The organism is Luteimonas sp. MC1895 (genome assembly GCF_016457215.1).
In the GTDB taxonomy this organism is placed as follows: domain Bacteria; phylum Pseudomonadota; class Gammaproteobacteria; order Xanthomonadales; family Xanthomonadaceae; genus Luteimonas.
Genome location: NZ_JAEMDY010000003.1, coordinates 89,917 through 110,356, shown reverse-complemented (window position 1 = coordinate 110,356; position 20,440 = coordinate 89,917). Strand labels below are relative to the sequence as shown.

The following is a 20,440-nucleotide window of genomic DNA, read 5'->3' as shown; positions in this document are numbered from 1 at the left end:
TCAGTCCCCGCTGTCCTGCCACAGCAGCGGATTGCCGCTGCGGCGCGCATAGGCTTCGTCGCCCATCAGCATGTCGAGCGCCAGGCTGCCGAGGTCATCGGCCACCGGCTCCATGAAGGGATCGGTGTCCTGGTAGAAGATCTTGCGGTAGCTGCGGCAGCCATCGCAGGTCTCGGCCTTGACGCCTTCGCGGCCGCCTTCGATGTAGTGGTAGGCGATGTCCCGGGTGCCGGCGCAGTGCGAGCACTTCACCCGCTCCAGGTGCCATTCGCAGCTGCACAGCGGGCAGCACAGGTAGCGGTAGCCGTCATGCGCGCCGCCGATGCGCACCACGCTCGCCACCGGCGGCGTGCCGCAGGTGGGGCAGAGGCCGAAGGCACCGACCGGCAGCTGCGCCTCCTGCAGCCCCGAGGCCATCGCGGTCCAGTAGACCTGCAGGGCGGCCATGACGAAGGGCGCGGGCGCCACGTCGGCACCCTCGACGCGCCCGGCCAGGAGGCCATCGGCGATCTGCTCGACGCGCTCGGGCATCGCGTCGAGCGCGCGCGCGAGCGCGGTGCAGGCCTCGACCGCCTGCGCCGGCGTCCCGGGGTCGGACGCGACTTCGTCCAGCAGTCCGGCGAGCACGGCCCGCCACGCCGGGTCGCGCGCCAGGCTGGTGGCCGGCAGCGGCGGCATGTCGTGCCTGCGGGCCTCGGCCAGCGCGCCGGCATCGACCTCCGGGGCGATGAACACCTTCAGCGCGCGCTGCTGCGCATCCGCCAGGCGCGCCATCAGCAGCAGGTAGTCGCCGACCGTGCTCGACGCTGCCAGCTGGCGCAGGCGCGTGGCGCGATCGGAGAACACGCCGGCGCGTTCGGGGATGCGCAGGCGCGGGATGCGGGTGTGGTCGAGGTTTTCGATCTCGCCTCGCGGCAGGATGCGCGGCACGGTGCCTCCTTCGGAGCGTGAAAAAAAGGACGGCGCGCCGGGGGCGCGCCGGTCTGCCCACGTCGGGGCAGGTTAGGGCATCGGTGCCGGCCGGGGCAAAGACCGCGGCCGGCCCGCGCTCAGTCCCGGTGGGCGTCGCGGTCGACGTCGCGCAGCCATGCGCGGTGGTGTTTCCAGGCCCAGCCGCGGCTGACCCGGCCGCGGACCATGGCGCCCATCGAACCCTTGACCCAGAACGCCGAGTAGGCGTGGAAGATGATCATGCAGATGATCACCGTGGCCAGGATCGCGTGCAGCACCGAGGCGATGCGGACCAGGACGATCGGGAAGGCCGGCGCGAACCACGGCTGCCACATCGCGATGCCGGTCACCAGCAGCCCGAGCATGCACAGCACCAGTCCCCAGAACAGCAGCTTCTGCCCGGCGTTGTAGCGCCCCACCTCCGGCAGGCGCTCCTCGCGCCCGGCGACCACGTCGTCGATCTGCCGCAGCCACTGGCGGTCGCGCGCGTCGACCCGGTTCGAGCCGCGCATGTGCCAGGCGAAGACGATGAACACCAGGAACATGAAGACGCCGAAGAACGGGTGCAGCACGCGCGTCCACGGCCCGCCCCCGAACAGGGCGTAGAGCCAGGCCATGGCCGGGTGGTACAGCGCCAGCCCCGACAGGCCGGCCAGCACAAAGCCGATCGCCACCAGCCAGTGGTTGGTGCGCTCGTTGGCGGTGTAGCGCACGACTTCGCGCGGATGCCCGCCCTGGATGCGCTCAGTCATGGCGGTGTGCCTCCTCGCGTGCGCGCTGCAGGCTGCCTGGCGGGTAATCGCCCGCAGGCGGACCGTCGCCCAGCGAGGTCGCAGCCTCCTGCTCGTCCACTTCGCTCACCGTCTGGCGCCCGGTGCGGATGAAGTGGAAGAAGCCGACGAAGGCGGTGAGCGCCATCGCCGCCAGGCCGATCGGCTTGGCCACGCCCTTCCACAGCGCCACCATCGGGCTGATCGTCGGATTCTCCGGCAGGCCGCTGTACAGCCCCGGCCTGTCGGCGTGGTGCAGCACGTACATCACGTGGGTGCCGCCGACGCCCTGCGGGTCGTACAGGCCGGCGTTGTCGAAGCCGCGCGACTTCAGGTCGACGATGCGCCCCGCGGCGTGGTCGGTCATCGCCTCCTTGGTGCCGAACACGATCGCGCCGGTCGGGCAGACCTTGGCGCAGGCCGGGGACTGGCCCACGGCCACGCGGTCCGAGCACAGCGTGCACTTGTAGGCCTTGTTGTCCTTCTTCGAGATGCGCGGGACGTCGAACGGACAGCCGGTGATGCAGTAGCCGCAGCCGATGCAGTTCTCCTCGTGGAAATCTACGATGCCGTTGGCGTACTGGATGATCGCACCCGGCGCCGGGCAGGCCTTGAGGCAGCCCGGGTCCTCGCAGTGCATGCAGCCGTCCTTGCGGATCAGCCACTCGAGGCCGCCGTCGTCGCGCTCGTGCTCGGCGAAGCGCATCACCGTCCACGACTGCGGCGTGAGGTCGGCGGGGTTGTCGTAGGCGCCGATGTTCTCGCCGACCTCGTCGCGCAGGTCGTTCCACTCCATGCACGCCACCTGGCAGGCCTTGCAGCCGATGCACTTGGAGGTGTCGATCAGCTTGGCGACCGAGCCGCCGGCGTGCGGCTCGCGCGCGCCGGGCGGCTCCCAGGTGGTCGCGGAGCGCCGCTTGATGTCGAGTGATTGCAGTGCCATCGCCGCGCTCCTATGCCTTTTCCACGTTCACGAGGAACGACTTGAACTCGGGTGTCTGCGAGTTGCCGTCGCCCACCGAGGGCGTGAGGGTGTTGGCCAGGTAGCCGGGCTTGGCGACCCCGGTGAAGCCCCAGTGGATCGGGATGCCGACATGGTGCACGGTCTTGCCGTCGACCTTGAGCGCGCGGATGCGCTTGGTGACCACGGCCACCGCCTCGATGTGGCCGCGCATGGACGAGACGCGCACGCGCTCGCCGTTGGCCACGCCGATCTGGTGCGCCAGCCCTTCGCCGATCTCGACGAACTGCTCGGGCTGCAGGATCGCGTTGAGCGGGACGTGCTTGGTCCAGTAGTGGAAGTGCTCGGTCAGGCGGTAGGTGGTGCCGACGAAGGGGAAGTCCTTTACCGTGCCCATGGTCGCGAGGTCGCTCTCGAACACGCGTGCAGCCGGGTTGCTGGTGGCGCCGGGGGTGTCCGGGTTCAGCGGGTTGTAGCCGAGCGGGGTCTCGAACGGCTCGTAGTGCTCGGGGAACGGGCCCTCGGCCATCCCGTCGCGGGCGAAGAAGCGCGCCACGCCCTCGGGATTCATGATGAAGGGCCCCATGCCGCCGGCGGGATCCTCGTCGGCCTTGAAGTCCGGCACGTCGGAGCCGACCCAGGCGGTTCCGTTCCAGGCCACGAGGGCGCGGGTCGGATCGAAGGGCCTGCCCGAGGAGTCGGCGGAGGCGCGGTTGTACAGGATGCGGCGGTTGGCCGGCCAGGCCCAGGCCCACTTGAGGGTCTGGCCGATGCCGGTCGGATCGCTGTTGTCGCGCCGCGCCATCATGTTGCCGTCCTGGGTCCAGCAGCCGGCATAGATCCAGCAGCCGCTGGCGGTGCTGCCGTCGTCGCGCAGCTCGCCGAAGCCGGACACCTGCTCGCCCTTGCGGCGGGTGATGCGGGTCGGGTCGCGCGGGTCGGCCAGGTCCTGGAGCGCGCGGCCGTTGTACTCCATCGCCAGCTCGGTGGCGCTGGGGTGCGCGGGCTGGGCGTAGTTCCAGGCCAGGTTGACGATCGGATCCGGGAACGCGCCGCCCTCGGTGTTGTACAGCTCGCGGATGCGCAGGTGCAGCCCGGCCATGATCTCGATGTCGGGCTTGGCGGTGCCTGGCGGCTCGGCGCCCTTCCAGTGCCACTGCAGCCACCGGCCGGAATTCACCAGCGCGCCTTCCTCTTCCGCGAAGCAGGTGGTCGGCAGGCGGAAGACCTCGGTCTGGATCGCCGAGGAATCGACGTCGTGGTGCTTGCCGTGGTTCTTCCAGAACTCCGAGGTGTCGGTCACCAGCGGGTCCATGATCACCATGAACTTCAGCTTCGACAGCGCCGAGACCATCTTGGCCTTGTTCGGCGCCGCCGCCAGCGGGTTGAAGCCCTGGCAGATGTAGCCGTTGACCTTGCCCTGGTCCATCAGCTCGTAGGTCTGGAGCATGTCGTAGGGCTTGTCGAGCTTGGGCAGGTAGTCGAAGGCCCAGTCGTTCTCCGCCGTCGCCGCGTCGCCCCACCAGGTCTTCATCAGGCTGACGTGGAACTTGGCGTAGTGCTGCCAGTAGCTGAGCTGGTTCTCGCGCAGGGGTTTCAGCGTGCGCGAGGCGATATAGGTGCCGTAGTCCTGCTCGTGCTCGTTGGGCAGGGTCATGTAGCCCGGCAGCAGGTTCGACATCAGCCCGAGGTCGGTGAGTCCCTGGATGTTGGAATGGCCGCGCAGCGCGTTCATGCCGCCGCCGGCCGCGCCGATGTTGCCCAGCAGCAGTTGCAGCATCGCGCCGGTGCGGATGATCTGCGAGCCGATCGAGTGCTGGGTCCAGCCCAGCGCGTAGAGGATCGTCGCCACGCGGTCGGGGCGGGCGGTCGACGCAAGCATGTCCAGGACCGTGTGGAACTGCTCCTGCGTGGTCCCGCAGACCCGCTCGACCATCTCCGGCGTGTAGCGCGCGTAGTGCTTCCTCAGCAGCTGGTAGACGCAGCGCGGGTGCTGCAGCGTGGGATCGGTGACGACGTAGCCGTCGTCGCCGCGCTCGTAGTCCCAGGTCGCCTTGTCGTAGCGCCGGCGGTCGGCGTCATAGCCCGAGTAGATGCCGCCGTCGAAGGCGAAGTCCTCGCGCACGACGAAGGACATGTCCGTGTAGTTGCGGACGTACTCGTGGTGGATCCGGTCAGTCTCGAGCAGGTTGCTGATGGCCGCGCCCAGGAACACGATGTCCGTGCCGGTGCGGATCGGGGCGTAGTAGTCCGCGACCGATGCCGAGCGGTTGAAGCGCGGATCGACCACGATCAGCTTGGCGGCGTTGTGTGCCTTGGCTTCAGTGACCCACTTGAACCCGCAGGGATGGGCCTCGGCTGCATTGCCGCCCATGATCAGGATCACGTCCGCGTTCTTGATGTCGACCCAATGGTTCGTCATCGCTCCACGGCCAAACGTCGGGGCAAGACCTGCCACCGTCGGGCCGTGTCAAACGCGGGCCTGGTTGTCGAATGCGAGAAGGCCGAGGCTGCGCGCGACCTTGTGGGTGATGTAGGCGGTCTCGTTGCTGGTGGCCGAGGCCGCCAGCATGCCGGTGGTGAGCCAGCGGTTGACCGTGCGGCCTTCGGGCGTCTGCGCGACGAAGTTCGCGTCGCGATCGTCCTTCATCAGGCGCGCGATGCGGTCAAGCGCGTCGTTCCAGCTGATCGGCTGCCACGTGTCCGAGCCGGGCGCCCGGTATTCGGGCTGCTTCAGCCGGTTGGGGCTGTGGATGAAGTCGATCAGCCCGGCGCCCTTCGGACACAGCGTGCCGCGGTTCACCGGATGGTCCGGATCGCCCTCGATATGGACGATGGCGGCCGCGGAATTCTTGGCGCCGTCACCCAGCCCGTAGAGGAGCAGGCCGCAGGCAACCGAACAGTAGGGACAGGTGTTCCGGGTCTCGGTCATGCGCGCCAGCTTGAACTGGCGGACTTCGGCCATGGCCGGCGCAGGACTGGCGCCGAGCAGCGCCAGGCTGGAGCCTGCCAGGCCGGTGCCCGAGACCTTGAGGAACTGCCGTCGATTCATGCTGACCATGAAGCGATCCTCGCGTGGTGGTGGCGGGTCGGCCGTGTTTCCGGCCGCCGTGGTGTGCCCTCGTGATGCAGGCAGGCACGGCCCAGCATAGTCCGCGCCGCAGGCCGGGTAAACGCGTGCAGGATCGCGACAATGCGGTGGGCCGCGTCCGGCGCCGCCCATTAAGATGCGGCGAATCCTCTGCGCGCGACGCCATGGCCCAGTCACCCGATCGCGATCCCTATCCCGATGCACTGCGCGCCTGCGCGCTGCTGGTGGTGGTGCTGGGGCACTGGGTCGCGACGCTGCCGCGGCTGGTCGACGGCCGGCTGGTCGAGACCGACCACCTGCTCGGCATCTGGGACGCGGCCGGCGTGTTGACCTGGCTGGTGCAGGTGGTGCCGCTGTTCGTCTTCGTGTCGGCGGCGGTGAGCGCGGGCAGCGTGGAGCGGCGGCTGCGGGACGGACGGCAGGCGCAGTGGTGGGCGGCGCGCGCGCTCGGGCTGGCGCGGCCGACCGTCACCTACATGGCGGCGCTGGTGCTGCTGGCCGCGTTGTCGCTGTTCACCGGCGGGCGCCTGCTGGCCGTCTTCAACCAGTCGCTGACGATCCACCTCTGGTTCCTGCTGATGCTGCTGACGGTGCAGGCGCTGCTGCCCTGGTGCCTGCGCCTGGACGCGCGCTTTGGCCTGCGCGCCGTGCTTGGCCTGGTGGCCGTGGCGGCGGTGCTCGACGTGGTGCGCGCGCAGGCCTGGACGCCGCAGGCGCTGCGCTGGCTGGGCCGCGGCGTTGCCGACAGCGCGGCCGGCATCGCCTGGATCAACATGCTGCTGGTCTGGCTGGTGCCGCAGCAGCTGGGCATCGCGTGGAAGCGCGGGCGCTTCGGCGGCGTGCGCGCAGGCGTGGGCCTGCTGCTGCTGGGCGCGGCGTGGCTCGCGTTGGCGATGGCCAGCGGCTATCCAGTGGCGATGGTGGGCGTGGCGCTGGCGGGCAACAACATGCTGCCGCCGACGCTGGCCCTGGTCGGCGTCATGTGGCTGCAGGCCGGCGCGGTGCTCGCCTTCGAACCGCTGGCGCGCCGGCTGCTGGCCAGGCGGGCACTGGGGCGTCTGATTGCAGTGCTGGGCGCACTCGGCATGCCGCTGTACCTCTGGCACAAGCTGGCCGAGCTTCCGGCCGCATGGCTGGGCGAGCGCCTGGGCCTGCCGATCGATGCCGGAAGTCCCGGCGAGCCGGGCTTCTGGGTCGGCCGGCTGGGCTGGATCGGGCTGTGCCTGCTGGTGGTGGCTCCGCTGGTTGCGCTCGTGGTCCGCTTCGAACTGCGACGCACGCGTCAGGTGCCCGCGGTGGAGGACCTGTGGGAGACGCTCGCCGGCGGACTTGCGCTGTACCTCGGCCTGGCATCGGCGCTGGTCTGGGGCGTCTGGCCGGGCGCCGTCGTCGGGCTGGCGTGCGTGGCGCTCGCGTCCCGGCAGCTCCGGAGGCGCGGCAATGGCTGAGTCCGTCCATCGCCAGCGACTGGCCCGGGGGATTTCGATCCTGTGCCATCCCGTGCCGTTGATGGCGGTGGCGTCGGCCGTGGCGACAGGGGCCGGCGCTCCCTCCGGGCTGCAACGCCAGGTGCTGGCCAGCGTCGCGCTCGCAGCAGGCGCGGTGATGCTTTACAGCGTTGCCAAGGCACGCTCGGGGCGCTGGGCGCACATCGATGCTTCGCAGCGGCACGAACGCGCCGAGTTCAACCGCTTCGCGTCATGGCTGTTCTTCGGGCTCGCGCTCGCGCTCGCGGCCGCCGGCGCGCATCGCGACGTGGTGGTCGCGGTCGCCCTGCCGGGCGCGATCGTGCTCGGGGGCCGTCTCCTGCACGGGCGGCTGAAGAGTTCGCTGCATGTCGCGTTTGCCGCATTCGCTGCCGGCATCGCCTGGCCCCACGCCCTGGCATCGGGCCTGCTACTCGCCGCGATGCTGGCGGTGGCATGGTCGCGGTGGGTGCTCGGCCGTCATGTGGCCGCCGAGCTGCTTTCTGGCGCGGGGCTAGGACTGGCGGCGGGCGTCGCCTTCCAGGTCACCACCCGCGCCTAGGGACCGCACTCGCGCTCCGCGCCACCCCACGTCACGCAAGGTGGCGGCGGAACCAGGCGATGCTGCGTTCCCACGCCAACTTCGCCGCGGCCTCGTCGTAGCGCGGGGTCGAGTCGTTGTGGAAGCCGTGCTGGGTGCCGGGATAGACGTGCGCCTCGTAGTCCGTGCCGGCGGCCTTCAGCGCCGCCTCGTAGGCCGGCCAGGTCGCGTTGACGTTGTCGTCGGTCTCGGCGAAGTGGATCAGCAGCGGCGCCTTGATGCGCGGCACGTCCTCCGGCCTGGCCTGGCGGCCGTAGAAGGGCACGGCCGCGGCCAGCTCGGGGTAGGCCACCGCCGCCGCGTGCGAGACGCCGCCGCCGTAGCAGAAGCCGGTGATGCCGACCTTGTGGGTGGTACGCGGATCGGCGAGCAGGAACTCGATGGCGGCGAAGAAGTCGTTCATGAGTTTTTCCGGATCGACCTCGCGCTGCAGCTCGCGGCCGCGCTCGTCGTTGCCGGGATAGCCGCCGACCGGACTCAGGCCGTCGGGCGCCAGCGCCGCGAAGCCCGCCTTGGCCACGCGCCGCGCGACGTCCTCGATATAGGGATTGAGGCCGCGGTTCTCGTGCACCACCACGACGCCGGGCACCGGGCCCTGCGCGGCGGCCGGCAGGACCAGGTAGCCGCGCACCTCGCCGTGGCCACGCGGCGAGGGATAGCTGATGTACTCCGCGCGGATCTCCGGGTCGGTGAATTGCACCTGCTGGGCGAGCGCGTAGTTCGGGCTCAGCGCGGCCAGGATGCCGACGGCCGTCATGCCGCCGACCGCCAGCAGGCTGGCGCGGTCGAGGAACTGGCGGCGGGTGATCCGCCCGTGCACGTAGCCGTCGTAGAGCTCGAGCAGCTCGGGGGAGAAATCCTTCGCGGTCAGGCGGGGCATGCGGGACTCCTGGGTGCCGTGGTCATGCCCACGATAGCGCAGGACTGGCGGACGCTTGATCCGCATCAAGGACGCGGGCGGGACGCGCCGCCGACCATGGCGACGCCGGGCATGCCGGCGCCATGACCCGGAGATCCCCATGCAGTTCGACATCAACGGCCGGCCGGACGCCGCCACCCTCGCCGCGGCGCTGCGCCCGCTGGACCCCGCGGCCCAGGTCGCGCTCGACGCCGACAGCGGCCGGCTCGACATCGTCACCCGCGCGGGCACCGCGGAGGTGACCGAGGCGCTGCGCCGGGCCGGCTTTGGCGTCACCCCGGTCGTGCAGGAACTGCATGTCAGCGGTGGCAGCACCTGCTGCGGCGGCTGCAGCTGAGGACGCGCCTGCTTCAGCGGCGCTGACCACGACGCGGGAGTGGCTCACGCTGGCGGCGCAGCCGCTCACGCCGGCGGGACGGTGCGGTTGCCATCATCGCCGCAGTCCATCAGGAGCCGGGTCATGTCCGACAACCCGCTGACCGGAGAGGTCTCCAACAGCAAGCTCGCCGCGGTGTTCGACAGCGCCGCGGCGGCGCGCGACGCGGCTTCCGCGCTGCTGTCCGAGGCCGGCCTGCAGCCGCAGCAGGTCAAGGTGATCGCGCCCGACGAGCCCGATGCCAACATCAAGCTCGAGCCCGAGGGCAAGGGCATCTGGCGCACCATCCTGGTGGCGCACGTGAAGCTGGGCATCCTCGGCGCAATCCTGGGCGCGATCGCGTTCGGCATCATGATGTGGGCCGGGCTGCCGTTCGTGACCCGCTCGCCGGTTGCGGCAGGCCTGGCCACGGTCTTCTTCGCCACCATTGGCGGACTGCTCCTCGGTGGCCTGGTGTCGATCCGTCCCGACCACGACCGCTACGTGCACGCCACGCACGAGGCGATGGAAGCGCGCCGCACCACGGTCGTCGTGCATGCGCTGTCGCGCGACGAGCAGCAGCGCGCGAAGGATCTCCTGGCGGGCCGCGGCGGCGAGGTCACGGCAACGCTCTGAGGCTCAGCGCGGCGTGGGAATCCCGGGACGTCCATCCGCGAAGGCATCGGCCAGGTAGTCGATCATCACCCGCACCTTGGCCGGTGGGCGGCGGTCGGGCGGGTAGAGCACGTGGATGCCGCCGAGCGCCACGGTCGGCCGATCCAGCTCCAGCGCCACCAGTTCGCCGCGCGCGAGCGCCGCGTCGACGATGAAACCGGGCTGGTAGATGATCCCCTGGCCGCGCACCGCCGCGGCCAGCAGCGCGTCGCCGTTGTTCGCCAGCAGGTTGCCGCTGGCAGGCACGCGGATGTCGCCATCGATGCCGAAGGCCCAGGTTCCGCGGCCCTGCGTGGCCGACAGGGTGTAGCCCAGGCAGTTGTGCTGCACCAGTTCCGCCACCCGGCGGGGCACGCCGCGGGTATCGAGGTAGTGCGGCGAGGCGCAGACGCGCATCGGGCTGTCACCCAGCCGGCGCGCCTGCAGGGGGCTGTCGGCCAGGCGCCCGATCCGCACCCCCAGGTCCCAGCCGCCCGCGAGGAGGTCGAGCTCGGCGTCGCTCAGCCCCAGCTCCACCGTGACCTCCGGAAAGCGGTGGCAGAACTCCGGGATGAGCGGCGCCACGAAGGCCTGGCCGAATGACAGCGGCACGTTCATGCGCAGCAGGCCGCTGGCCTTGACCCGCTGGGAGGCGGTGGCGGCTTCCGCCTCGTCGATGTCGGGCAGGATCCGCAGGCAGGCCTCGAGATAGTCGCTGCCGGCCTCGGTCAGCGCGAGCCGCCGGGTGCTGCGATGGAGCAGCTTCACGCCGAGGCGGGCCTCCAGGGCATTCACATGCTTGGTGGCCATGGCCGGCGACATGCCGAGGTGCCGGGCCGCGGCCGACAGGCTGCCATCGGTGGCCGCGCGGACGAAGACGCGCATGCTGGTGATCCGGTCCATGCCGCCAATCTAACACTAAGAGTGCGAACTGTTGGCCAGGATTGGCCGATTCCAATCAGAATCGGTAAGGCCGACACTGGTCGCCATGAATATGACCACCGCAAACTCCACAGCCTCCGCCACGGATTCCACCGCCCCGGGCCCCGCCCGGATGCCCGTCTTCTTCGTCCCGCACGGCGCCGGGCCCTGCTTCTTCATGGACTGGAATCCGGCCGACACCTGGGACCGGATGGCCGGCTTCCTCAAGGGCGTTGCCGCCACCCTGCCGGAGCCACCGCGCGCGATCGCGCTGGTGTCCGGGCACTGGCTGGAGCCGGCCTTCGCCGCCACCGGCCAGGCGCGCCCCGGCCTCATCTACGACTACAGCGGTTTCCCGGCGCACACCTACGAGCTGTCCTACCCGGCGCCCGGCGAACCGTCGCTTGCGGCGCGGATCGCCGGGTTGCTGGGGGAGGCCGGGCAGCCGGCGGGCGTTGATCCCTCGCGCGGCTTCGACCATGGCGTCTTCATCCCGCTGAAGCTGATGTTCCCGAAGGCCGACGTGCCGGTGGTGCAGCTCTCGCTGCGCGGCGACCTGGATGTCGCCGCGCACATTGCCGCCGGCCGTGCCCTCGCCGGACTGCGCGATGAAGGCGTGCTGATCGTCGGCAGCGGCATGAGCTTCCACAACATGCGCGGCTACGGTGATCCGCGCTATACCCCGGTGTCGGCGCGCTTCGATGCGTGGCTGACCGCGGCGGTGGAGAGTGACGCGCCGCTGCGCGAGTCGTTGCTGCGCGACTGGGCCGCTGCGCCCGACGCCCGCGCCTGCCATCCGCCGGGCGGCGAGGAGCACCTGCTTCCGCTGCTCGTCGCCGCCGGCGCAGGCGCGGGTTCGCCGGGCCGCAAGGTCTATTCCGAGGAGGTCATGAAGACCACCTTGTCCGCATTCCGTTTCGGCTGAACCACGCCGGACCCCAACAGGAGATTCCCCATGAAGATCGATCTTTCCGGCAAGCGCGCGATCGTCACCGGCTCCACCGGTGGCATCGGCCTGGCCATCGCCACCGGACTGGCGCAGGCCGGCGCCACCGTCACCGTCGTGGGCCGCGGCCAGGCGCGCGTGGATGCCGCGCTGGCGACGCTGCGCGAGGCCGCCGGCGGCACCGATGCCAGCGGCGTGGTCGCCGACCTCGGCACCGCCGACGGCTGTGGCGCCCTCGTTGCCGAGCGTCCGGACGCGGACATTCTGGTCAACAACCTCGGCATCTATGGCGCGCGCGGGTTCTTCGACATCGACGACGCGCTGTGGGACGAGTACTGGCAGGTCAACGTGATGAGCGGCGTGCGCCTGGCCAGGCATTACGCGCGGGGCATGCGCGAGCGCGGTTGGGGTCGGATCCAGTTCGTGTCCAGCGAATCGGCGCTCAACATCCCGACCGGGATGGTGCACTACGGCGTCAGCAAGGCGGCCCTGCAGGGCCTCTCGCGCGGCCTGGCCAAGGCGCTGGCTGGTACCGGCGTCACGGTCAACACCATCCTGCCGGGCCCCACCCGCACCGACGGCGCGGTGGACATGATGGCCGGGCTTGCCGCCGAGCGCGGCGTGTCGCCGTCGGAGATGGAGGCCCTGTTCCTGGCCGAAAACCGGCCCTCGAACCTGCTCGGGCGCTTCGCCACCCCCGAAGAGGTCGCCAACCTCAGCGTCTACGCCGCATCATCGCAGGCCAGCGCCACCACCGGCTCCGCGTTGCGCGTCGATGGCGGCACCGTGGAAACCATCGCCTGAGGAGTCGATCGCATGAAGACCCGCAAACTGGGCCGCAGCGGCCCCGACGTCGCACCGCTGGTGCTGGGTGGCAACGTCTTCGGCTGGACCGCCGACGAGGCGACGTCGTTCGCGCTGCTCGATCGTTTCGTCGAGCGCGGCTTCAACGCCATCGACACCGCCGACGTCTACTCCGCCTGGGCCCCCGGCCTGTCAGGCGGCGAGTCCGAGACCGTGATCGGGCGCTGGCTGGCGGCGCGCGGCCGCCGCGACCGGGTCGTGCTGATGACCAAGGTCGGGAAGTGGGCGCCGCGCACCGGCCTGTCGGCGGCCAATATCGAGGCCGCGGTGGAGGATTCGCTGCGTCGCCTGCGCACCGACCATCTTGACGTCTACTTCGCGCACGCGGATGACGCCAGCGTGCCGCTGCAGGAAACCCTCGCCGCGTTTTCCAGGCTGGTGGACGCGGGCAAGGTGCGCACGGTGGGCGCGTCGAACTACGACGCGCCGCGGCTGCGCGAGGCGCTCGCGGTGTCGGAAGACCAGGGGCTGGCGCGCTACGAGGTGCTGCAGCCGGGCTACAACCTGTACGACCGCGCGGGCTACGAGTCGGCGCTGGCCGCGGTGGCCGACGCGCACGCGCTGGGCGTGGTGAGCTATTTCTCGCTGGCGAGCGGCTTCCTGACCGGCAAGTACCGCCGCGTGGAGGACCTGGCGGGCAGTGCCCGCGCGGGATTCCTCGGCGGCTACTTCGACGCGCGCGGGCTGGCCCTGCTGGACGCGCTGCGCGGTGTCGCCGACGCCGTCTCGGCAACCCCGGCGCAGGTCGCGCTCGCCTGGCTCATGGCGCAGCCGCGCGTGACGCCGATCGCCAGCGCCACCCGCCTGGACCAGCTCGAGGACATCATGGCCGCGGCCGACCTGGTGCTGCCGGCGTCCGCGCACGAGGCACTCGACGCCGCGAGCCGTCCTGCCTCATGAGCCGCGGGGTCGACGATCGTCGGCTGCCGATGCATCCTCCAGCCACGACGTCCGCCGACCGCCAGGGAGCCTTCGATGAGCCGTGACACCAGGGAACGCTATGGAACCGTCTCCCGTTTCTTCCACTGGACGGTGGCCCTGCTGGTCATCTGGCAGGCGCTGAAGCTCTTCGACCGCATCGACGACGGCGAACACTGGGTCGGCCAGACGCTGGTGCCCTGGCACATCTCCATCGGCGTGCTGGTGCTGCTGCTGGTGGTTCCACGCATCGTCTGGGCGCTGCGCAACCAGGGGAACCGCCCGCCCGCGCCGCCGCCGCGCGCGCTGGGCCTGCTGGCGAAGGCCGGACACGTGGCGCTGTACGTGGCGCTGCTGCTGATGCCCCTGACCGGCCTCGCGATCATGCTCGGCAATGGCTACGGGCTGACCGTGTTCGGCATGGAGCTGGTGGCCAAGGGCGCGGAAATTCCGTGGCTGGCGAACGTCGGCGGCGCGCTGCACTCGCCCCTGGCGTGGCTGCTGGTCGCCATGGTGCTCGGGCACGCCGGCATGGCCCTGGTGCACCATTTCATCAGGAAGGATGGCGTGCTGCGGCGCATGCTCTGACCCGCATGCCCTGACGGGACGCCCGGGCCGGGAAGCTGTCGCGGCGGCGGAAGCCTGTCAAACTCCGGCTTCCGCCGCCAATGCCATCGCAATGCACACCATCGAACTGCAGCGCAAGGTCTTCCTCTTCCTGTTGCTGGCGGTGACGCTGGCGTTCGGCTGGATCCTGCTGCCGTTCTACGGCGCGGTGTTCTGGGCGGTGATCCTGGCGCTGCTGTTCGCGCCGCTGCACCGCTGGCTGCTGCAGCGGATGCCGGGGCGGCGCAACCTGGCGGCGCTGGCGGCCCTGGGCGTCTGCCTGGTGATCGCGATCCTGCCGGTCAGCCTGATCGCGGTGTCGCTGGTGCAGGAGGCGACGTCGATCTTCCAGCGCGCGCGCGAAGGCGACATCGGGTTCGCGCACTACTTCCAGCAGGTCATGCGCGTGCTGCCCGACTGGGCGAGCAACCTGCTGGATCGCCTGGGCCTGGGTACCGTCGCCGAGCTGCAGGACAAGCTGGCCGACGGTGCCGCCAGCCTCAGCCAGTTCGTCGCGACCCAGGCGCTCAACCTGGGCCAGGGCACGGTGCAGTTCTTCATCGCCTTCGCGATGATGCTCTACCTGCTGTTCTTCCTGTTCCGCGACGGCGCGATGCTGGCCGCGCGCATCCACCGCGCGATCCCGCTCAACGAGGCGCACAAGCGCGCCCTGATCGGCAAGTTCACCACCGTCATCCGCGCCACGGTCAAGGGCAACATCGTCGTGGCCCTGGTGCAGGGCGCGCTCGGTGGCCTGATCTTCTGGATCCTCGGCGTGCAGGGCGTGGTGCTGTGGTCGGTGGTGATGGCCTTCCTGTCGCTGCTGCCGGCGCTGGGCACCTTCCTGGTCTGGGGCCCGGTGGCGATCTATTTCCTCGCGACCGGCTCGGTCGTGCAGGGCCTGGTGCTGATCGGCTACGGCGTGTTCGTGATCGGGCTGGTCGACAACATCCTGCGCCCCATCCTGGTCGGCAAGGACACGCGCATGCCGGACTACGTGGTGCTGGTGTCCACGCTGGGCGGCATGGCGCTGTTCGGGCTCAACGGCTTCGTGATCGGCCCGCTGATCGCCGCGTTGTTCATTTCGGCCTGGGACCTGTTCACGGCGCCGGCGGACGCGGTCGAAGCGGCCAGCGACGCCAGCGCAGGCCCGGAGGTTCCCGCCGCCGGCGCCGCTGTCGTGGTGCACACGGCGCCCGAAGGCACCGCCTGAGTCAGGACGCCGTGGCGGAGTCGAAGATCGGCTCGAAGCCGGCCCACATCATGCGCCGGCCGTCGAACGGCATCTCGGGCATGTCCTGCATCGCCGGGTCGTCCTGCATGGCCTGTTCGGCCTGGTCGCAGGTGGCGCGGTCTGGCCAGGCGATCCAGCTGAACGCCGGCACCTCGCCCTCGACGGCCTTGGTCGCGCGAAAGAAATCGGTGCGCTTGCCGCGCAGGACGTCCTCGCCCCAGGCCTCGACCACGCCGAGCGCGCCGCGCTGGCCGAAGATCTCCCAGCCCGTGTGCGTCATGGCGGCATAGGCCTCCTTGTTCGCGGCGGGCACCGCCAGGACGAAGCCCTGGTAGTAGGCCGAGCCCATCGGCTCGCCCGCTTCAAGAACCGGCGAGAAGCCGCCGTAGATCATGCGGCTGCCGTCGAAGGGCATGGCGGGCAGTGCGGCCATGGCCTCGTCGGTCTCCATCTTCTGCCACGCGGCATCGCAGGTGTCCCGGTCGGGCCAGGCGATCCAGGAGAACACCACCGTCTCGTCGTCGCCGGCCTCGACCGAGCGGTGGAAGTCGGTGGTGTGGCCGTGCGGGACGTTGACGCCCCAGGTCTCGACCATGCGGGTGGCGCCGTGCGCCGCGAACACCGGCCACGCCGCCGCGGCGTGGTCGATGTACTCCTGCTTGCGGGCCGTGGGAACGGCGGCGACCAGACCGGTGTAGTAGGACATGCGGAACCTCCAGCAGGCGATCGGCGGCCGGCGGGATGCCGTTCCGCGAGGCCAGACAGTAGTCCCCGGGATGTTTTACGCGCGTTATCCGTCGCCATCCCGCCGGGCCCGGAACGCAGACGCCCGCGCCGGACGGGCCGGCGCGGGCGTCAGGCGGTTCCGCGGTGGCCTCAGCCGACGCTGATGCTGCCCTTCATGAGCGCCGCGTGGCCGGGGAAGCTGCAGAAGAACTGGTAGGGGCCGCCGTCCTTGAGCTTGGACACGTCGAAGGTCACCGACGTGCTTTCGCCGCCGCCGATCATCTCGGTCGCGGCGACCACGCGGTCGTCGCCGGCCTTGACGTAACCGGCCGAGGCGCCCGCGCTGATGCCGTCGGCAGCGACGCTGGCCATGTTCGACGCCGCGGTGACCACCACGTTGTGGCCCATCGCGGCCTCGGGCAGGCGGCCGACGTGGGTCAGGTTGATGGTGAACTCGCTGCAGCTCGACGGCACGGTGATCGACGACACGTTGAACTTCATCATGTCGTTGCCTTCGATCGCGACGCTGCAGCCGGTGACCACGGCTTCGCCACCCGCTGCCGCCCCTGCGGCGGTTGCGGCGTCCGTTCCGGCGCCAGCGGTTCCGCCCGCGGCGGTCGGGTCCGTCGCGCCCGGGGCGGTGCCGGTCGCGGGGGTCGTCGTGCCGTCGACGGGCGCGCCGTCGACCGGCGCGGTGTCGACCGGCGCGGTGTCCGCGGGCGTGGCCGGCGCCGGCGCGGGGGCCGCGGTATCGACGGGCTGCTGCGACTCGCCGCCGCAGGCGGACAGGGCGAGCGCGCAGGCGGCGGCGATCAGGGATGCATGGAATTTCATGAAGTCCTCGTGGGGGTTGGAAAACAGGGGGATGATGGCCCGCCGCATGCTGACACGCATGTGAAGGGCGCGTGGGCGACGCGCTTACATTCCGGGCGCAGGAGGCGCAGGCGGCCCGACCGTGCGGCCCTGCGCGTCCACCACCAGGCGGACGCGCCGGCCCTGGTGGTAGAAGCTGGCGCGGTAGAGGCCGGCGTCCTCGCCGGTCCCGCGCTCGCACAGGACGCTGACCTTGCCCGCGGCCATGAGCGCGCGGAAGTCCTCCACGTCGAGCCCGAGCCCGCTGGCCACGAGAGCGCCGTCGACTTCGATGTCGTCGGGGCCTGCGCGGTCGGCGAGTTCGAGCGGGATGGGCTGGCCCATGGCGTCCTCCATTGCGTTGGCACCTGCATACGGTCGCCGGTCGTGGCGGACGCGGCATTGACCTGGATCAGGCCGGCGCCGGACGCCCTATCATGGCCGGCTGCCGCATTCCGGATCCGCCCATGCCCCTCCCGTCCTTCCTGCGCCGACCCAGCCTGGTGACCCAGATCGTCATCGGCCTGCTGGCCGGCATTGTCCTGGCCATGGTCTCGCCCGCCGCGGGCGCCGCGGTCGGACTGCTCGGCACGATGTTCGTCTCGGCGCTGAAGGCGGTGGCCCCGGTGCTGGTCCTGGTGCTGGTCGCGGCCTCGATCGCCAACCATCGCCAAGGCCAGGACACGCGCATGCGGCCGATCCTCGCGCTGTACCTGGTCGGGACGGTGATGGCCTCCCTGGTGGGAGTGGCGGCGAGCTTCATGTTCCCGACCACGCTCGCGCTGACGATCCCCGCCGAGACCGCGCTGAGCGCGCCCGGCGGCATCGGCGAGGTGCTGCGCACCCTCGTGCTGCAGGTGTTCGACAATCCGCTCAACGCGCTGGTGAAGGCGAACTACATCGGGCTGCTGGCCTGGGGCATCGCCCTGGGCCTGGCGCTGCGGCAGGCGGGCGAGGGGACGCGCCAGGTTCTGTCGGACCTGTCGGAGGCGATCACGCGCGTGGTCCGGCTGGTGATCCGGCTGGCACCGCTGGGCGTGTTCGGCATCGTGGCGTCGATCCTGGCCGAGACCGGCCTGTCGGCGCTGTGGGACTACGCGCACCTGTTGGCGGTGCTGCTCGGCGCGATGCTGTTCGTCGCGCTGGTCGGCAATCCGCTGATCGTGTTCGCGGTGACCCGGCGCAATCCCTATCCGCTGGTACTGCGCTGCCTGCGCGAGAGCGGTATCACCGCGTTCTTCACCCGGTCCTCGGCGGCCAACATCCCGGTCAACATGGAGCTCTGCGGCAAGCTGGGGCTGCACAGGGAGACCTGTTCGGTCGCGGTGCCGCTTGGTGCCACGGTCAACATGGCGGGCGCGGCGATCACGATTTCGGTGCTGTCGCTGGCGGCGGTGCACACCCTGGGCATTCCGGTCGACCTGCCCACCGCGCTGCTTCTCAGCGTGGTCGCGGCGATCGGCGCCTGCGGCGCGTCGGGCGTGCCGGGCGGGTCGCTGCTGCTGATCCCGCTGGCCTGCGGGCTGTTCGGAATCAGCGACGACATCGCCATGCAGGTGGTGGCGATCGGCTTCATCGTCGGGGTGGTGCAGGATTCGGCGGAAACCGCGCTCAACTCGTCGACCGACGTGGTCTTCATCGCCGCGGCCTGCGGCGTGACGTCGGGACGTGATGTCGAACAGGAGGTGGACGCGGGAGCCGGGGGCGCGGCGCGCGCGCGTGGCCCGGCAGGCGTCGAGCCGACGTCCTGAGGGGCCGGTCGACCGGGGCGGTCGCCAGCGTGGAGACGGCGCGCCAGGCGCGCCGTCTCCCCGGGGATCAGCCCTTGGCGCCGCCCTTGGCGGCCTTGGGTGCAACCTTGGTGGCCTTGCGCGTGGTGCTGCGGGAGGTGTACGGGCGCAGCGGCGTGTTGCCGAGCACCTCGATGCGGCCGCCCGACTTCTTGAACGCGGCCACGTCGGCGGCGATGCGCTGGCTGGTGAGATGCGCGGCGCTGGCGGCGGCGGAGCTGCTCCGGCGCAGCGGCGCGGAGGCGCGCGGCCGTGCGGCGGCCGGGGCGGCGGCGGTGGCGGGGGTGGCGGTTTTCTTGGTGCTGCTGCGGGACATCTCGACTCCTGTCGTGGGTGGCCGCGTCGCGCGCACGCGGCGGCGGGCGGCCCTGCGGAGGGCGGGCACGGGCAGTGGGGACGATTGCGTCCCGGGGAGGTTGGCGCTGCGCGCCGCGGGATGTCGTACTGCCGGACCGGGACGCGGCGGGTGGCCCGAGGGCACGCGCGTCCTGGGCCCATTGTACCAATCGCGCATTAACAAATTGTTCGCATGCTCTTGACGAGAGCTGCACGGCGTGGCAAACGGCGTACCGTCGCGTGAAGGCGCCTCAGTCACGCGCGGCGCTGGACTGGCGATCCGCGCGGCCGGGAATGGCCTCGAGCATGCGCTTCACGTGCTGCGCCGGGTTCAGGTCCGAATGCACCGCCAGGACGCGGCCATCCTGGCCGATCAGGTAGGACGTGCGGCTCGCCATCTCCGGCTTGCGCTCCAGCGTGGCGGCATAGCTGGCGGCGATCCTGGCGCCGGCGTCGGCGGCCACCGGGAACTTGCCGGCGCAGGTGGCCTTGTCGGCCGAGAACTCGCGCAGCTGCCCCGTGTTGCCGGCGGTCACGCCGATCACCGAGACCCCGCGGGCCTGGAAGTCGTCGACCGCCTGCGAGAACAGCGCGGCCTCGATGTTGCAGCCCGGCGTGTTGGCGGCGGGGAAGAAGTAAAGCACCACCGGTCCGTCACGCAGGGCCTTGGCCAGCGAGTATTCGAACGCCTCGCCGGCAAGCCAGGCCGGCGCGCTGAAGTCCGGTGCGGGATCGCCCGGCTGCAGCGTCGCGCGGGCCTGGAACGAGCAGGCGGAGGCGAGGGCGAGGGCGGCGAGGACAAAGCTGCGCTTGATGGCGTTCATGACGGACTCCAGGGGGTCGGCCGATTCTAGCCCCGTCCGGCTCCCGCCCCGCTCAGCGCGGCAGCAGGCGCCGGACCAGGTCCACGAACCCGTCCACGTGCGCCTGCATGAAGGCACGCGTGCCGGCATCGGTGAATTCGCCATCGGCGCCGACGAGGTCGGGCTTGAACTGGATGTAGGCCTCGCCGCCCTGGACCACCGCGCCGAGGATGCCGAGGATCTGCCGCAGGTGCTGCTGGCCCACGGCGGTGCCGATCGCGCCCGGGGTGGTGCCGGTGATCGAAGCCGGCTTGCCGCGCCAGACATTCGCGTCCATCGGCCTGGAACCCCAGTCGATGGCGTTCTTCAGCACGGCCGGCAGCGAGCGGTTGTGCTCGGGCATGACCACGGCCACCGCGTCGGCGGCGGCGATTTCAGCGGTGAAGCGCTCGACCTCGGCCGGGCGTTGGCCTTCGAGGTCCAGGTTGTACATCGGCAGGTCGTCGATGCGCGGCCAGCTGACATCGAAGGCGTCGGGCAGCAGGCGCGCCAGGGCTTCGGCAAGCTTGCGGTTGATGGAGTCGCGGCGATTGCTGCCGACGACGATGGCGAGGCGGTACTGGCCCATGGCGGAGTCCTGTGGATGCGTGGATGCGATGTCCACAGGATGGGGGCG

The 20,440-nt window shown here is 70.8% G+C and carries 22 protein-coding genes and 1 pseudogene; 10 read left to right on the top strand and 13 right to left on the bottom strand.

Annotated features, from left to right (window positions below; all coding sequences use genetic code 11):
* From fdhE to fdnG, 4 genes are all read right to left on the bottom strand, one after another.
* Nucleotides 1–930: a formate dehydrogenase accessory protein FdhE gene (fdhE, locus tag JG616_RS08525; protein ID WP_199361830.1), complete on the bottom strand. Its 930-nt coding sequence runs from the start codon at nucleotides 928–930 to the stop codon at nucleotides 1–3.
* A 119-nt stretch (nucleotides 931–1,049) separates the two neighbouring features.
* Nucleotides 1,050–1,703 (bottom strand): formate dehydrogenase subunit gamma, encoded by a 654-nt coding sequence (locus JG616_RS08520; protein WP_199392321.1) that lies wholly within the window; start codon nucleotides 1,701–1,703, stop codon nucleotides 1,050–1,052.
* Nucleotides 1,696–2,664 (bottom strand): formate dehydrogenase subunit beta, encoded by a 969-nt coding sequence (gene fdxH / locus JG616_RS08515; protein ID WP_199392320.1) that lies wholly within the window; start codon nucleotides 2,662–2,664, stop codon nucleotides 1,696–1,698. Before fdxH ends, JG616_RS08520 begins: the two co-directional genes overlap by 8 nt.
* A 10-nt stretch (nucleotides 2,665–2,674) precedes the next feature.
* The gene (gene fdnG / locus JG616_RS08510; protein ID WP_199392319.1) at nucleotides 2,675–5,743 is read right to left on the bottom strand and encodes a formate dehydrogenase-N subunit alpha; all 3,069 of its coding nucleotides are present in this window, start codon (nucleotides 5,741–5,743) and stop codon (nucleotides 2,675–2,677) included.
* A 194-nt stretch (nucleotides 5,744–5,937) separates the two neighbouring features.
* Between fdnG and JG616_RS08505 the strand changes: the two genes are divergently transcribed.
* Nucleotides 5,938–7,221, top strand: a complete 1,284-nt coding sequence (locus tag JG616_RS08505) for an acyltransferase family protein (RefSeq protein ID WP_199392318.1) — start codon at nucleotides 5,938–5,940, stop codon at nucleotides 7,219–7,221.
* Nucleotides 7,214–7,801: a hypothetical protein gene (locus tag JG616_RS08500; RefSeq protein ID WP_199361835.1), complete on the top strand. Its 588-nt coding sequence runs from the start codon at nucleotides 7,214–7,216 to the stop codon at nucleotides 7,799–7,801. The genes JG616_RS08505 and JG616_RS08500 overlap by 8 nt, the downstream gene beginning before the upstream one ends.
* Nucleotides 7,802–7,832: 31 nt before the next feature.
* Here the strand turns inward: JG616_RS08500 and yghX are convergent, their stop codons facing one another.
* Nucleotides 7,833–8,720, bottom strand: coding sequence for a YghX family hydrolase (yghX, locus tag JG616_RS08495; protein ID WP_199392317.1), 888 nt, complete (start codon nucleotides 8,718–8,720; stop codon nucleotides 7,833–7,835).
* Nucleotides 8,721–8,859: 139 nt separating this feature from the next.
* Here yghX and JG616_RS08490 point away from each other — a divergent pair, with 139 nt between their 5' ends.
* Both JG616_RS08490 and JG616_RS08485 read left to right on the top strand, forming a co-directional pair.
* Nucleotides 8,860–9,096, top strand: a complete 237-nt coding sequence (locus JG616_RS08490; protein WP_199361837.1) for a hypothetical protein — start codon at nucleotides 8,860–8,862, stop codon at nucleotides 9,094–9,096.
* 123 nt (nucleotides 9,097–9,219) lie between these two features.
* The gene (locus JG616_RS08485; protein ID WP_199392316.1) at nucleotides 9,220–9,750 is read left to right on the top strand and encodes a hypothetical protein; all 531 of its coding nucleotides are present in this window, start codon (nucleotides 9,220–9,222) and stop codon (nucleotides 9,748–9,750) included.
* Nucleotides 9,751–9,753: 3 nt separating this feature from the next.
* Here JG616_RS08485 and JG616_RS08480 read toward each other — a convergent pair whose 3' ends face one another.
* Nucleotides 9,754–10,653: a LysR family transcriptional regulator gene (locus tag JG616_RS08480; protein WP_199392315.1), complete on the bottom strand. Its 900-nt coding sequence runs from the start codon at nucleotides 10,651–10,653 to the stop codon at nucleotides 9,754–9,756.
* A 169-nt stretch (nucleotides 10,654–10,822) separates the two neighbouring features.
* Between JG616_RS08480 and JG616_RS08475 the strand changes: the two genes are divergently transcribed.
* The 5 genes from JG616_RS08475 to JG616_RS08455 all read left to right on the top strand — a co-directional run bounded on the left by JG616_RS08475 (nucleotide 10,823) and on the right by JG616_RS08455 (nucleotide 15,236).
* Nucleotides 10,823–11,614, top strand: a complete 792-nt coding sequence (locus JG616_RS08475; RefSeq protein ID WP_234446472.1) for a class III extradiol ring-cleavage dioxygenase — start codon at nucleotides 10,823–10,825, stop codon at nucleotides 11,612–11,614.
* A gap of 30 nt (nucleotides 11,615–11,644) precedes the next feature.
* On the top strand, nucleotides 11,645–12,439 hold the full coding sequence (locus tag JG616_RS08470) for an SDR family oxidoreductase (RefSeq protein WP_199392314.1): 795 nt from the start codon (nucleotides 11,645–11,647) through the stop codon (nucleotides 12,437–12,439).
* Nucleotides 12,440–12,451: 12 nt separating this feature from the next.
* Nucleotides 12,452–13,399 carry an aldo/keto reductase gene (locus JG616_RS08465; RefSeq protein WP_199361841.1) on the top strand — a complete coding sequence of 316 codons (948 nt, stop codon included), beginning with the start codon at nucleotides 12,452–12,454 and terminating at the stop codon, nucleotides 13,397–13,399.
* Nucleotides 13,400–13,474: 75 nt separating this feature from the next.
* A complete protein-coding gene (locus JG616_RS08460; RefSeq protein ID WP_199361842.1) occupies nucleotides 13,475–14,005 on the top strand; it encodes a cytochrome b in 531 nt (176 codons plus the stop codon).
* Nucleotides 14,006–14,096: 91 nt separating this feature from the next.
* On the top strand, nucleotides 14,097–15,236 hold the full coding sequence (locus JG616_RS08455) for an AI-2E family transporter (RefSeq protein WP_199361843.1): 1,140 nt from the start codon (nucleotides 14,097–14,099) through the stop codon (nucleotides 15,234–15,236).
* A gap of 1 nt (nucleotide 15,237) precedes the next feature.
* Here the strand turns inward: JG616_RS08455 and JG616_RS08450 are convergent, their stop codons facing one another.
* The 4 genes and pseudogenes from JG616_RS08450 to JG616_RS08435 form a co-directional block, all read right to left on the bottom strand.
* Nucleotides 15,238–15,606, bottom strand: coding sequence for a DUF1428 domain-containing protein (locus JG616_RS08450; protein WP_199392506.1), 369 nt, complete (start codon nucleotides 15,604–15,606; stop codon nucleotides 15,238–15,240).
* A gap of 12 nt (nucleotides 15,607–15,618) precedes the next feature.
* Nucleotides 15,619–15,963, bottom strand: a pseudogene (locus tag JG616_RS08445) (DUF1428 domain-containing protein); the annotation flags it as partial.
* 170 nt (nucleotides 15,964–16,133) lie between these two features.
* Nucleotides 16,134–16,817 (bottom strand): azurin, encoded by a 684-nt coding sequence (gene azu / locus JG616_RS08440; protein WP_199392313.1) that lies wholly within the window; start codon nucleotides 16,815–16,817, stop codon nucleotides 16,134–16,136.
* Between the two features lie 84 nt (nucleotides 16,818–16,901).
* Nucleotides 16,902–17,180, bottom strand: a complete 279-nt coding sequence (locus JG616_RS08435) for a DUF6522 family protein (RefSeq protein WP_199361845.1) — start codon at nucleotides 17,178–17,180, stop codon at nucleotides 16,902–16,904.
* A 122-nt stretch (nucleotides 17,181–17,302) separates the two neighbouring features.
* Between JG616_RS08435 and sstT the strand changes: the two genes are divergently transcribed.
* Complete coding sequence (gene sstT, locus JG616_RS08430) at nucleotides 17,303–18,586, top strand: serine/threonine transporter SstT (RefSeq protein ID WP_199392312.1); 1,284 nt, start codon at nucleotides 17,303–17,305, stop codon at nucleotides 18,584–18,586.
* 67 nt (nucleotides 18,587–18,653) lie between these two features.
* Here the strand turns inward: sstT and JG616_RS08425 are convergent, their stop codons facing one another.
* From JG616_RS08425 to JG616_RS08415, 3 genes are all read right to left on the bottom strand, one after another.
* Nucleotides 18,654–18,857 carry a hypothetical protein gene (locus JG616_RS08425; protein WP_343225009.1) on the bottom strand — a complete coding sequence of 68 codons (204 nt, stop codon included), beginning with the start codon at nucleotides 18,855–18,857 and terminating at the stop codon, nucleotides 18,654–18,656.
* 355 nt (nucleotides 18,858–19,212) lie between these two features.
* Entirely contained in the window at nucleotides 19,213–19,785 is a 573-nt protein-coding gene (locus tag JG616_RS08420; protein WP_199361847.1) for a peroxiredoxin, read from the bottom strand.
* 52 nt (nucleotides 19,786–19,837) lie between these two features.
* Nucleotides 19,838–20,392: an NADPH-dependent FMN reductase gene (locus JG616_RS08415; protein ID WP_199392311.1), complete on the bottom strand. Its 555-nt coding sequence runs from the start codon at nucleotides 20,390–20,392 to the stop codon at nucleotides 19,838–19,840.
* Between the last annotated feature and the right edge of the window lie 48 nt (nucleotides 20,393–20,440).